This window comes from Eubacterium barkeri, from assembly GCF_900107125.1.
GTDB classification, from domain to species: Bacteria; Bacillota; Clostridia; order Eubacteriales; family Eubacteriaceae; genus Eubacterium_O; species Eubacterium_O barkeri.
The window spans coordinates 87,920-101,429 of sequence record NZ_FNOU01000008.1; the positions used below are offsets into that span (position 1 = coordinate 87,920).

Consider the following 13,510-nt stretch of genomic DNA (forward strand, 5'->3'; position numbering starts at 1 on the left):
GCAGGAAAAACCTGGGATTTTGGTTATCAAAGTTGAGAATATGAACCTTACTCAATCAAGGGTGAGAAATTATCATAGTCGAAAGGGTGTGATTGCGCTATAATAATGGTAAACCATTAACAAAAGGGGGGAGGGCTATGGAAAATCGAAAAATAATGAATAAGGCGTATTTGCACTACCTGGAATCCTTACCCAAGGAGGTCTATATGCAGATTCTCCAAAACTCTTATGTGGAAATCACAGCGACGGACCCCGAGGGCAATGTAATTTACGCTAATCCAGCCAGTGTACAATACCATAATATGCTGCCCGAGGAAATGACGAAATTTAATTTTGCCACGTCCTTTAACGGCCTATGGACACCGCCGTCCATCGACTATGCCAAGCAGGTCAAACGTACGGTTTTTGTTCGCCAGCGATATTTACTGACCAATGAGGTGCATGTGACCATCACCACACCCATTTATGATCAGCACAAGCAGCTTGAGATGATCCTCTTCACCTCCTTCAAGGAAAAGCCCATTACGGCCTTTGATCTGGATTGTATGCAGAAGGAATCGGATGTTCCCAAAAGCCTCCATGAGAAAAACAAGGTGCATAACCATATCATCGGACGAAGCTACGTGATTTATGCAACTTTGGAAAAATTGAAACGGGGAGCACGGTCGGACATCCCGGTGCTGCTTTTGGGAGAAAGTGGTGTGGGCAAGACTCTTTTTGCCAAGTATGTCCATGACTGCAGTCCCCGGAGCGATAAGCCCTTTATCTCGGTGAACTGTGCCTCCATTCCGGATAATCTCATCGAGAGTGAGCTCTTCGGATACGTGCCCTATGCCTTCACCGGAGCCAGTCCCAAGGGCAAGAAGGGATTATTCGAGCTGGCTGACGGCGGTACCCTGTTTCTGGATGAAATTGGGGAGCTTCAGATGAATATCCAGGTGAAGCTCCTGGAATTTCTGGAAAGCCATCAGTTCATCTGCGTGGGGGGATTGGAGCCCACCACCGTGGATACCCGGATCATCACGGCCACGAACAAGGATTTAGAGGAGCGGGTGAAGGAGGGCTCCTTCCGGGAGGATTTGTACTGGCGGATCAACGGCATTGCCCAGACCATTCCGCCACTGCGGGAACGACGCAACGATATTTTTCCCATTGCCAATTTCTTTTTGGATAAGTACAATGCGAAGTATAAGAAGGATAAAGTGTTTTCCAATGAGGTGGTGGAGGCCTTTAATTATTACGACTGGCCAGGGAACGTCCGGGAGCTGCGTAACGCCGTGGAGTATATGGCGGTCCTCAGTATCGGCAATATCATTGATGATCATAAGTTGCCGGAGCAGATTCTGCGTTTCATTAATAATGGAGAGCATTTAAAGCACCAGACGATTTTTGAGGATATGGTGGAGAGCTATAAAAAGGATACAGTGGAGAAATACCATGGCCTCTATCCCGAGGTTCCAGAATTTTCCGAGGCCCTGGGGGTCAGTCAAGCCACGGCCTATCGGCTCATAAAAAAATACATCAAGCCAGGGGAGACGTGATGTAGGGGGGAGAAAGTTTGTGGCGATGGGACGGCTGTGTTTGCTGGTGGCGCGGGAGGGGCAGTCGTTTAGAAGATTCGCTCCAGACCCCAGGCGCTGACGAATGGAGCGTTACCACTCACTCGGCAAGGCGCAAACCCTTCGGGTTTGATCTGATTGTTGGCAGGTTTATTGTCTTAATTTGCAGTTTGCTTCGAGCGCCAGCCCGCAGGGGCTCATTCCGCTCACGTATCTAAACGGCTGCCCCTCCCTCTATTTGCGAATTGGACCGTCTCAGTTTTATGAGATGAACGGGAAACAAGAGGTTGCTACGGCGGTATCCATAAACTAAAAGCTATCGCCCACCGCTCAGATCTTCAAATTGCGTGTTCATCATATAGGTGTTGACAAAATCCGGGTCTGAGGCTAGCTCCACGTGGGTGGTGATGGTGGGGAGAGCGGTGCAGCGGGCCACCTCTTCCTTATTCAAGAGGAAGCGTTTGACGCCCATGCCGGCACCGTTGCCAATGGAGCGGACGGGAACGCCGGGGAAGGTGGGAAGCAGACCCATGGCCTGGGCATTCTGAATGTCGATATAATTGCCGAAGGCTCCGGCGATGACAATTTCAGAAAGGTCCTCTCCCTGAATGCCATAACGGCTCAGAAGCAGCTCACAGCCGGTGTGGATGGCACCCTTGGCCAGTTGGATGGCACGGATATCCTTTTGGGTGATGATAATGGGGAGCATCCCGTCATTTTCCTCGGCGGTTAACAGGGTGAACTGTCGTTGGCCATCCTCACAGAGGGTAATCCGGTGGGCCAGGGGATGTCCATCAAGCTTTGCACCCTTGTAAAAATTTCCCATGGGCGCTACGATTCCGGCCACCAGCAGTTGGGTAATGGCATCGATAATACCAGAGCCGCAGAAGCCCTTGGCCGGACCATCCCCGATAACCTTGCAGATAAAGCGGCCGTCCTGGTATTTGACGGCTTCAATGGCCCCGGTGGTTCCCCGCATGCCCATGGTGAGTCCGGCCCCCTCCAGGGCTGGGCCGCAGGCCGTGGAGGCCACCAGATAACGGCTGCCGTCCCCCACCGCGATTTCCCCATTGGTGCCCAGATCAATCATTAGGCGGGTAGCACCATCGGTAGGCAGTCCCAGGAGCACCGCCGTGGTATCTGCTCCGACAAAGCCCCCCAGGAGCGGCAGCACCCGGTGGACGCAGCCATCAGCCACCGGCAGTCCCAGCGCGTTGTCCCGGAGGTCGATGCCGTTCTGGATGGTGTTAATGAAGGGCACCCGGCCCAGTCGGGCGGGGTCCAGCTTTAGAAGCAGATTGACCATGGTGCTGTTGCCACAATAGGTCGCAGTATAAATCATGGAGAAGGGGATTCCCGCCTTGTCGCACAGAGTGTGGATAATATCCGAAAGGGTTTGGCGGATGGCGTCGTGGATTTTGCTCAAATGGCCGCTATCCACACCCGCGTACTCAATACGGCTGATCACATCGGCCCCAAAGCTAATCTGGCCATTGAGGGCCGAGGCCTGGGCCAGGGGCAGCCCCGTATTCATGTCGAAAAGGAATCCGACGACGGAGGTGGTTCCGATATCGAAGGCCAGACCATAAATGCGGGAAGGGGTATCCCCGGCAAAGAGATCAAGGACCTCATCCCCCAGGGTGACGACATTCAGACGGAGTTTACCGGTTTTATCGCCATCCCGTAAAAGCTGATTGAACCGCTGCATTAGGGGCCAGGATAAGGGCTTAAGGGAACGGTCCAGTTCCTGGGAAAGGACACTAAAGTCAAAGCCTCCAAGATCGGGCTGGAGGGCCTTTAGGCTAATGCTGTGAACCGCCACCGATGGATTGAAAGGGATGCTCTGGAGGGCGGCGGCATCTTCCAGGATTTTATCCTTCTGGGTGCTGGGCTCCAGCAGGATCGTCATATTGTCAGATATCGGATATCTGCAGGCCATCACCAGGGATGTGGTTCCATCTTCGACGACGGCGATCTCGCATTTCTTGCAGGTTCCGTTCCCACCACAAACGAGGTTGAGGGGATGGCCGACGCGCTGACAAGCCTGGGCAACGGTCATCCCCGCCTCCATAATGGATGAGAGGGATAGATACGGAAAGTGAATTTTCATAATAGCCTCCTTGCTTCATAGCTCCATTATAGGGCACAATAAATGGGAGGACAAGTATTAACGTAAAGAAGCAAAAGCCCATAAAATCGGGAAAGAAAACGTGGACAAACCATTCCAGTGAAAAATTCCAGTAAAAAGCATAGTCTTAGAGCTATCGGAGAGGATGATAATGAAAAAGAGTATTGTGATTGCATGTCAGACCCTACAGGACGAAATCGAAATGATTTGCAGGGATCAGGGAATTACCCCGGAAATAAAATGGATGGATAACACCCTCCATGCTTTCCCTGAGAAGCTCAAAGCGGCCCTTCAGAAAACCATCGACACCCTAAGGGATGTGGATGAAATCCGCCTGGCCTACGGCAATTGTGGCAATGGCCTGGCCGGGTTGACAGGGAACCAGGCCACCCTGGTGATTCCCTCCTTTGCCGACTGCATTGCCATGCTTTTGTGGAAGCGGGAGGATATGAGCACCCTTCGGACCAATACCTATTTTTTAACCCAGGGATGGCTGGAGAGTGAAAAGGGCCTGGAGTGGGAGATGGCGTACAATAAAAAACGCTACGGCGAAAAACGGGCGAAGCAAATTAATCAGATCTTGTATGAAAACTATTCCGATCTCATGCTCATCCGCACCGGCGCCTACGATCCTGAATCCATCCGCAGCCGCATTAACCTCCTGGCCCAGGAGATGGAGGTGGAGGTAGTGGAGTCCGACGGAGACCTGACTCCCTTGGAAAATCTGCTCCTGGGACGGGAGGATAATTCTTTTATTACAGTGAAGCCCGGGGAGTTTTCACCGGAATACCCCATTGGGGAATGACATATTGAAAGATATGTCGTTTTTTTTTGCCCTGGAGGAAGTAATGATTTGTGATTGGATTTTTGTCAAAGGAAGAAAAGTTGGCATGAAAAATGCGTTATATTTTATTCAAAAGAGGTGAGATGATGATCAAATTTATTAAAACTGATTTTTCCTTCAATGAAGAAAAAATCTTTCGGCAGCTCCATTTAAAGGAAAACCGAAGTGTAACGAAGCACACCCGAATGGTGCTGCCCATGCTGACCCAACTGCTAAAGGAAAACATGGAGCTGACCACCTGCTACAGCTTACAGGACAATCACTTCCGGGAACGGCTTCCTGGGGTGGGATGCTGCCGTCAGGTGGCCCTCTGCTATTGCTCCTGCACCCAAAGGATTAAGGCAGTGATTGACACCATGCTGGGCCAGGGTGAAATATTGGATGGATTTTTGCTCAACCACATGGCCAATGCGGTATTTTTCGAAGCTTCTAATCAAATGAATGCAAAGCTTGAGCATATTCTTTCGGCAAGAGGGCTTCACCTGACAAGGCGTTATGCCGCCGGTGAGGGAGAGGTACCCCTGTCCGCCCAGGCGATCATCCTGGATGCTCTTAAGACGGAGACTGAGTTGGAAGTGAACTTAATCTCGAATTATATGCTGGAGCCGGAGCGCTCCATGCTCTACTACTTTGGGGCCGATGCTGGCATTACCGGACACCCCACCCAGCACCATTGCCCGTCCTGCGATTCGACGGACTGTCCCTTTCGGGATGTGGAGGGAGAAGTGGAAGCACGCTGAATTTTTTGCGCCCACGTTCTTTAAAGGCGTTAAAATCCTTGCTTTTAGGGTGCAAAAATAATCGAAATGCAAAATTATGAGCAATGGAAGGATTAGGAGGAAAATCATGTCGAAAAAAAATCAGGAACTCATGTATATCATTTGTTTAACCGGATTCATTACCATCACCTTTGCCTTTGGTCGCTATATTTTTTCGATGATTACCCCAGACATCGTGGCGAGCCTTCATATTGATTATGAGTTTGTGGGACGAATCAATGCCTGTCATCAGGCGGCCTATCTGCTGTTCTCCCTTCTTGGGGGGATATTCTGCAGCTATCTGAGTGTTCGATTCCTGATTTCATCCTCGGTAATCCTGTGTGGGGTGAGTGTTTTTGCCTTAGCTTTTGTGAACAACCCCTGGGTACTGTTGGTGGTGGTGACCTTCCAGGGCATCTTTGCGGCGGTTTCCTGGATTCCCATGGTTGAATTTGTAGCAGAAAACATTGAAGAGGATCATCGAGGCAAGGCCTTGGGCATTATCTCCAGCGGGACCTCCTTTGGATTGATTTTAAATGGGCTACTCATTCCTCCAATCCTTAGCCAAGGAACCTGGCAGGGGGTATGGTTTATTTTTGGAATCATCAGTCTTGCTCTGGGAGCCATGGGTGTATTTTGGATTTACCGGATGGGTGGTAAACAGACAGAGCCGGTTGTTGAGGTAACAAAAACGGCTGAGAGCGTTGACGACGAGGAAAAGGGTTATGTCTATGGTTCCTCTGGGCATTACCTGAAATACTATATTGTGCTGGTGGCGCTGCTGGTACTCTCAGGCTTGTACTTAATCCCATTCCAAAGCTATATCGTCCCCTTGATGCAGGAGGATTTAGGATTGAGCGAGCAGATTTCCGGACTTGCTTGGAGCATCTTCGGCTTTATCGGTATTTTCAGCGGATTTATTGCTGGAGTTTTAGCGGATCGTTATTCAGCCAAGGCAGCGATGATCATGACCTACGGTATTTCCATCCTATCTATCGCGGCCGTGGTTTTCTTCCATACGGGTCTAGCAGCACTGCTGGCCTGTGCCATCTTTGGGTTGACCTACAACGGGATTTTCGGGCTGCACCCCACCTATGTCTCCCGGGTGTTGCCTCCGGAAAAAACGGCGAAATTCTTTGGACTACTGAACCTTTCCCTTGGGGTGGGGTCGATGATTGGAAACTATGTCGGTGGGTATATCCAGAGCCAGACGGGGAGTTTTTCTCTGTCTTATCAACTGATGCTGGTTATGGCGGTTTTGGCAGTGTTGATTTGTGTGTTTATTAAATCAGATCGGCAGAGGGATAAACCTGGATTGATGGGCGATTAAGGAGCTATCATGGATTTAAAGGTGGTAGGAGAAAAGAGCGGGGATCTGGACACCCGAATAAAAAATATGTTTTGGACCATCTGTGGGGACTACCAGATGGAAACCCAGGAGGCTGAAATAACCGGGGATTCAGAGGCAATGGCACTGTACCAGGCAGTGCTGGCCGGGGGACGGCAGCGATTTTTAGACCGAGCTTTTGTGGCGGGGTATACGGGCTGGCGCCTAACCCAGGGCTTCGAAAGGAAATCCTTTCTGGCAGTGCTCCATTGGGGACTTAATCTCTACATCATCCATCAGTTTAGACGGATACGTCCGGGAGTAGTGGATATCCAGGGGAAGGCTTGCCGGGAGCTGATTCAGTGTCGAGTGCCATCAGTGAATGGCGGTTTCGATGAGGCTCTGGACCAGAGGATGGGGTCCATATTGGCGGGAATGCCAGGGGAAGGGGACGGTGAATACAGTCGTTTGGCCGAGGATTTAATAAAAAATGCAAAAACTACGGACCAGCTGGCTTGCCTTGAGGGAATTGACAGGCTGTATCAGGAGTTCTTCGGCCTCAGGGCCATTCCATTTTCCCGGAGTGCTGTTCATGCCTGGACCAAGCCCTCAGGCAGCGGGATAATCCCTTTTGGGTGGGAGGCGCCAAAGCAGAAGGCTCCTGGTCCCAGCCGCTCTAAAAATAGTGCAGAGTCCCAAAGGCATTCAGTTGGAAGGGAACATTGCGAGCAGAAAGAAGGGGCATTAGAGGATGCAGCCCAGCAGGTGGTACATCATTACGGGGCTTCCTGGATGCCCCTGAACACGACTCGGGCCATTGAGACACGATGGTGTATTGGCCCCCATCGGGATTGTCATCTGCACTACACCCGAGGCCTCTTACACAGCGACACCCCAGGGGAGAACCGGGGGCACCTGGCGCAACGGAATACCCTGCACAACCGAACCGCCTATGAAAAAAAGCGGGAGGTGTACGAGGCCATCATCACGCGTCTGAGGGCCAGTATTTGTAATGCCCTGATGAATAAGCGGGAGTGCTACGAGGTTCAAAGTGACTATGGCAGCGTCGATGTAAGACGTTTGTGGCGACTGGGGAGGGTGCCAGCGCCCCGGCTTTTCCGTCGGCCGGAGGGAGATGATCAGGGGGATTATGTGGTGGATCTTTTAATCGACGGCAGCTTTTCCCAGGTGAATAAGCGAAGCGTCACGGCCATACAGGCCTATATCATTGCCCGGGCCTTGGTGGAAAACGGCATTCCTTGTCGGGTTACCAGCTTTTGTGGCTTCCTGGATTATACCGTACTTCAGCGGTTTCGGGATTACGAGGACCCCATCCCGGAGACGGACCATATCTTTGAGTACGACTGTGTGGGCAGTAATCGGGATGGACTGGCCATTCCAGGAATCTGCGATGCCCTTTTAAAGCGGTTTGAGGAGAATAAGATCCTCATTGTTTTAAGTGACGGCCGCCCTAATGATATCCACCTGGGAGGGCGTGCCGGACCTTTCCGGGGAATGGGCGTATATAGCGGAGAGGCGGCTGTGGGGGATACAGCAAAGGCCGTACGCCGAGCCAGGCAGCAGGGCATTTCAGTGTTGGGGGTATATTGCGGAGAGCCAAAGGACCTGGCGGCGGAGCAGAAGATCTACGGGAACCAGTTTATCTACATCCGGGATAAACGCTGCTTTGCGGATGTGGTTTCGGTTTATTTAAAACGTGTGATTGCGGGATAAGCAAGGAGGCGAAAAATGAAAAAAGTAATCATTGGCTGTTCAGTGCTGCGTAGAGAAATCGAAGTGGCTTTAGGGTCCCGGGAAGACTTTGTTTGTATTTGGCTGGAGGACCAGCTTCACAATGTGCCGGAAACCCTGCACCAGAAGGTTCAGGCCGCCATTGATGCCGCATGGGATGCGGAGGTTATCTACCTGCTTTATGGACACTGCGGCCGGGCCCTTAATGGGGTGCGGGCCCGGCATTGCCCCCTGGTGCTGCCCCGGGTGGAGGATTGTATTGACGTGATGCTCTATGGCAATCCATCTGTTTCAGATTTGCGCCGGACCTCCTATTTTGTTTCCCAGGGCTGGCTCTGGGGTGAAGAGGGTCTGGGCTACGAATACGACCGGATGAAGGCAGCCCGGGGAGAGAAGCGGGCCCTGCGCATGGTGCAGGCCATGTATCGAAATTATAAATATATCCAATTTCTTTCAACCGGGGTGGAAACCCCGGAGGATCGGAAAAAGTGTGCCCACATTGCGGCGGTTTTGGGCCTTGAGCTTTCTGAGCTTCCTGGCAGCGTCACCTTGCTGACGGATATGCTAGACGGGGCGGAGGATGATCGGTTTATTAGGGTACTGCCGGATGGGGAGATTGTGGAGGAAATGTTTCGCCGCCTGGATTAAATGCTTACCGCCCCAGCCCATACTGCTTCATCTTATACTGCAGATTTTGCCGGGACAGACCAAGCTTCCGGGCACTCTTACTGATGTTGTAGTCGCAGTCCTCCAGGGTTTCTTTTATAATAGAGCGTTCAATAATAGATAGGGTGTCCTTTAAGCTTTGGTTTGCATCGAGGTTTGTCAGGTGCTTCGTTTGAATGGTGTGGTAGCTGCTGATCTTCTTTAGATAATCCGGAAGCAAGCTGACGTCCAGTACAGTATCCCGTCGTTGGGCCATAAAGATGGCATGGGTGATGGCGTGTTTGAGTTCCCGGATATTGCCGGGCCAATTGTGTTTTTTTAAAACCTTCAGGGCTTCGTCAGATATGCGATAAAGATCCTTTCCCATGGGGATGCTTTCACTGGCGAGGAAGGATAAAACCAGATCCTCAATATCCTCCTTCCGTTCAGAAAGTCCAGGGAGGCTGATGCAGAAAACAGCCAGACGGTAATAAAGGTCAGATCGTATGCGACCTTGCTCAATGGCCTGCATGGGGTCCTGGTTCATGGCAGAAAGGATACGGGCATCCATGACCAGCTCCTTATTGCTCCCCACCTTTCGATAGTGTTTCGTTTCAAGGACTCGAAGCAGTTTGGATTGGAGGCCCATGTCCATGGAGTTGATTTCATCAAGGAAAAGGGTTCCGCCCCGGGCTTCCTCCAGAAGACCGTCAGCGTTGACCGCACCCGTATAGGCCCCTTTGACCGTTCCGAAAAGGGTGCTCTCCATTAAATTTTCCGGAATAGCACTGCAGTTGATGGCAACGAAGGGCTTTTCGGCCCGCTGGCTGTTGTTATGGATGCTCTGGGCAAAGAGCTCCTTCCCCGTTCCTGTGGGGCCGGCAATCAAAATAGGAGCCAAAGATTCTGCGGCAATTTTGCCATGGCGGATACACTCTTGCATAATCGAACTTTTTCCGATAATTTCTTTAAAGGTATATTGTGTTCCATTGCTGTTGATGGGTTTTAAATCGGCTTGAAGTTTTTTTATGGTATTTGACATCTGTAAATAATCTGAGACATCCCGATAGATACAGAGGGCGGCCTCAACTTTTTTACTGCCATCGGATGCAAAAATGGGATAGGTACTGCTGATAACATCGGCAATTTTTCCCGATGGTGTTCGATAACGGACATGCTTATCCAGGGCTTTTTTTCCAGTTCGGAGAACATATTTCGTCATGGACTCATCAATATACTCATTAATCTCCCAATCCGTCCTTCCAATAACGTCTTCACGCTGCATGTTGTCAATGACTTCACATCCCTTTGAATAGCAGATCGTTTTTCCTGAAATGTCGCTAATATGAATACAGACATCTTCCACAGCTTCCAGAGCGGATAGTGGGATGGCATTGTGCTGCAAAGCATCCGTTACGTTTTCAAAATCCTTTTCAACTGCTGCCTTCATGATGGAACACCTCCTGAAGATATAACATTATTTTACAACGGTAAAGAAAAGAAAGCAACCCTGGGGATCGCTTTCTTTGTAGGGGGATAGAGAAATAAAAGAGAGGATTAGTTGTATTTTTCTTCGATTGTGTTCAGTTGCTGAAGAATTGCCGCATCCAGAGGGGCGACAACATGATTGTCTAAAATATCGTCGATTTTGGCAATAACCTCATCCATAATGGTGGATTCGTCGGCATTGACCATGGGACGATTGAAAAACTTGGGATACCAGACGCTCTTGAAATTGGATAAGGTATGCATTTCGTTGAGGTAATGTCCGCCGTGTCCCACCTGCTTGATGACATCCATGGCCATGGTTTCTTCACTAACCACCACGCCCTTGGTGTAAGCTTCCAATTGATCGATCATTTCGTTGGCCAGAACCACCATGGCGGGGGCCACGCTGTTGCAATGATCCAGAACACCGATATCGTGGACGATATTGGCCTTACTCAACAGGGTGGAGAACAGCTCTATCTGAACTTCTGCCACGGATTGGGGGTCGACGGTTTTAGCGTCGGAACAACCGGCGGTGCCAAAGAAGGGCAGGTGATAGTAGTCGCACATTTCGGAGGCGGCGGCCACGGAAAGGTGGAATTCCGGGGCAGCATAGGAGCCGACGGTGGTCTTCATATCGAATACGGTGGGCATGGAGCCGTAGATCATGGGGGCACCGGGCTTGATGGCCTGGGTCATGACAACGCCCGTCAGGATTTCTGCATTATTCTGGACCAGGGCACCGGCGATGGTGATGGGAGCGGTGCCACCCATCATGCAGTAGGGCATATACACCACGGGGATCATGTTTTCTGCGGAGATGCGCAGTTTTTCCGTACTTTCAATGGGGTGGGTCAGTGGTGGGATGGGTTCGCAGTAATTGAAGATAAAGGGCTTTTCTGCCAGTTTATCGTGGCCACCCGCCACCACCGCAGCGATATCAATGATTTCCTGGAGGGATTCAATATCGTTGGTAGAGAAGTTGATGGTCTTATTGAAGTTTTTCACCGTTTCTAAAAAGGTCACCTGGGATTGGACTGCCGGGTCTACATCCCCGCACATTCCCACGGAGAGCACAAAGCTGATGTTCTTCAGGGCATCGGCAATGGTGCACATGGTTTTAATGTCTGCCTTGTTGAAAATGCGGGCGGTGTTGGTCTTATAGTCCAGGTATTCCAATTGGTCGGAGTGGGTGCCGAAGTACACGTTATTTCGGCTGTCAATGACCATGCTTTCACTGCCGTCCCGGTTGTAGAGGGTTAGCTCTTTGGGAATGGTGCCCAGGGCTTTCTGGACGATGGCTTCTGGAATTTTAACCATTTCGCCATCCACGTCACAGCCGTAGGCAGCCAGGGCAGATAACATTTTTTCACCGGAAATTCTCATGCCGACATCGGATAAAAGCTCCAGGCTTTTTTCATGGATCTGTTGGATCCCTTGGGAATCTAAGACATTAAAGTTAATATTTCTTTTTTTGGTTTCCATTAAAAATACTCCTAATTTTTATTTTGAGGGGATTTTATATTCTTCTGAGACTAAATTCGTTCACGGTATTTTGCGGGGATGTAGGGATCCAGCATGGCGGCCTGCTCTGCAGTGATTTCCGGCGGGGTATAGGAGGCCAAACGTTCATCGACGGCCTTCTTGAGGGTACTGATGATGGCGGGATTGCCCTTTTGCTGCCATTGGCCAGGATCTCCTTTGTTGAAGTGCTTGGGTGCGAAGAATTCCTGGCGAAAGAGCTTGGGGGTCCGGCCTTGGAGGTAATTACCCCGGGGCCCAACTTTTTCGATGAGCTTGTAGCTTAGGGTTTCATCGTCCACGCGAATCCCTTCCTGCATCCGGCGGTGCATCCGGTAGACATCTTCATCCATCAGGAATTTTTCAAAACTGGTGATGTTAAAGCTCCCCATGATCCCGCAGGCATGGAGCACCAGGTCAGGCTTGATTTCCAGGGTAGAACGAATCATCATATCCGATTCGTAACCAGCCTGGGCATCGAAATCCTTGGCATCGCTTAGGCCGCCGCAGGTCCGGAAGGGCACCTGGTAGAAATCTGCCAGTCCCCGGGTGGCATAGCCGATGAGGGCGGTTTCCGGGGCGCCAATGGACAGCTGGATTTCACGCAGGTTGGTGGAGGCGGAGGTTTGACCGTAAACCACGGGAATACCCGGACGTACCAGCTGGGCCATGACCAGACCAGCTACGATTTCCGCATTGGTCATGGCCACCAGTCCGGCAATGGAGGGAGGACCGGTGAGGACCGGCATGGCGCAGGGTGAGAACCAGAGGGGCTGATTCATTTCCGCAGCCACCAGGAATTTTACCAAGGGGTCGTGATCGTAGCACAGCGGAGACAAGGAATTCACATGGACGATATTATTGTAGACATTGCTGCGGCCTTCAAATTGATTAATGAGCTCCAATCCTTTTTTGAAAGGTTCCCGAATATCTCCCTGGAGGGGGAAGGTGTTGGGCATGAGATGAATACCCGTTTTATGGGAATATTTCAAGAGCATGGCGACAGGGCTGTAGACCCGTTCATCAAGGCTGAGTTCTTTATCATCCAGGAAGATATTGAAATAGTTGGCGTCGATGACGTCGCTGGTATCGGAGAGCTTGAATAAATCCACGGTTTCGTCATTGGTCATTTTGTGGATTTGACCGTCTTCAAGGCGATAGATGCTGCCGACCGCTGGCATGAGAACCAGGCTTCCGCCGCCAAAGGTATGGTTACCCTTGGAATTTTCCACGGTGAAGCTGGGGGGAATGGTGGACAGAGCAGCCATTACCATTTTTTCGTCCATAAAGACGGTGGTACCGTCCACACGGGCACCGTGCTGCTTGAATATTTCGAGGACCGCTTCATTTTCAAAATTGACACCAACCTCAGACAGAATTTTCAGTGAGGTTTCGTGGATTTTTTGGATGTCTGCTTTCGAAATATAATGTTCATATAATTCCATAATGACTCCTCTTTCATTTGACTTTTATTACACAATGGGTTTA

Annotated in this window: 10 protein-coding genes; 6 read left to right on the top strand and 4 right to left on the bottom strand. The window is 50.7% G+C overall.

Annotated features, from left to right (window positions below):
- Positions 1-137 precede the first annotated feature (137 nt).
- A complete protein-coding gene (locus BLU30_RS06545) occupies positions 138-1,541 on the top strand; it encodes a sigma-54 interaction domain-containing protein (RefSeq protein ID WP_090244676.1) in 1,404 nt (467 codons plus the stop codon).
- A gap of 334 nt (positions 1,542-1,875) precedes the next feature.
- Here BLU30_RS06545 and BLU30_RS06550 read toward each other — a convergent pair whose 3' ends face one another.
- The gene (locus BLU30_RS06550; RefSeq protein WP_090244678.1) at positions 1,876-3,669 is read right to left on the bottom strand and encodes an ASKHA domain-containing protein; all 1,794 of its coding nucleotides are present in this window, start codon (positions 3,667-3,669) and stop codon (positions 1,876-1,878) included.
- Between the two features lie 169 nt (positions 3,670-3,838).
- Between BLU30_RS06550 and BLU30_RS06555 the strand changes: the two genes are divergently transcribed.
- From BLU30_RS06555 to BLU30_RS06575, 5 genes are all read left to right on the top strand, one after another.
- Positions 3,839-4,492, top strand: a complete 654-nt coding sequence (locus tag BLU30_RS06555) for a DUF1638 domain-containing protein (RefSeq protein WP_176770847.1) — start codon at positions 3,839-3,841, stop codon at positions 4,490-4,492.
- A 122-nt stretch (positions 4,493-4,614) separates the two neighbouring features.
- Positions 4,615-5,271: a hypothetical protein gene (locus BLU30_RS06560; RefSeq protein WP_090244685.1), complete on the top strand. Its 657-nt coding sequence runs from the start codon at positions 4,615-4,617 to the stop codon at positions 5,269-5,271.
- A 106-nt stretch (positions 5,272-5,377) separates the two neighbouring features.
- Positions 5,378-6,619, top strand: a complete 1,242-nt coding sequence (locus tag BLU30_RS06565; RefSeq protein ID WP_176770848.1) for an MFS transporter — start codon at positions 5,378-5,380, stop codon at positions 6,617-6,619.
- Between the two features lie 9 nt (positions 6,620-6,628).
- Complete coding sequence (locus BLU30_RS06570; RefSeq protein WP_090244690.1) at positions 6,629-8,350, top strand: vWA domain-containing protein; 1,722 nt, start codon at positions 6,629-6,631, stop codon at positions 8,348-8,350.
- A 15-nt stretch (positions 8,351-8,365) separates the two neighbouring features.
- Complete coding sequence (locus BLU30_RS06575) at positions 8,366-9,016, top strand: DUF1638 domain-containing protein (protein ID WP_090244692.1); 651 nt, start codon at positions 8,366-8,368, stop codon at positions 9,014-9,016.
- A gap of 4 nt (positions 9,017-9,020) precedes the next feature.
- Here the strand turns inward: BLU30_RS06575 and BLU30_RS06580 are convergent, their stop codons facing one another.
- The 3 genes from BLU30_RS06580 to BLU30_RS06590 all read right to left on the bottom strand — a co-directional run bounded on the left by BLU30_RS06580 (position 9,021) and on the right by BLU30_RS06590 (position 13,467).
- Complete coding sequence (locus tag BLU30_RS06580; RefSeq protein WP_090244695.1) at positions 9,021-10,463, bottom strand: sigma-54 interaction domain-containing protein; 1,443 nt, start codon at positions 10,461-10,463, stop codon at positions 9,021-9,023.
- Positions 10,464-10,570: 107 nt separating this feature from the next.
- Positions 10,571-11,986 (bottom strand): trimethylamine methyltransferase family protein, encoded by a 1,416-nt coding sequence (locus BLU30_RS06585; protein WP_090244698.1) that lies wholly within the window; start codon positions 11,984-11,986, stop codon positions 10,571-10,573.
- A 50-nt stretch (positions 11,987-12,036) separates the two neighbouring features.
- Complete coding sequence (locus BLU30_RS06590; protein WP_090244700.1) at positions 12,037-13,467, bottom strand: trimethylamine methyltransferase family protein; 1,431 nt, start codon at positions 13,465-13,467, stop codon at positions 12,037-12,039.
- Positions 13,468-13,510: the final 43 nt, after the last annotated feature.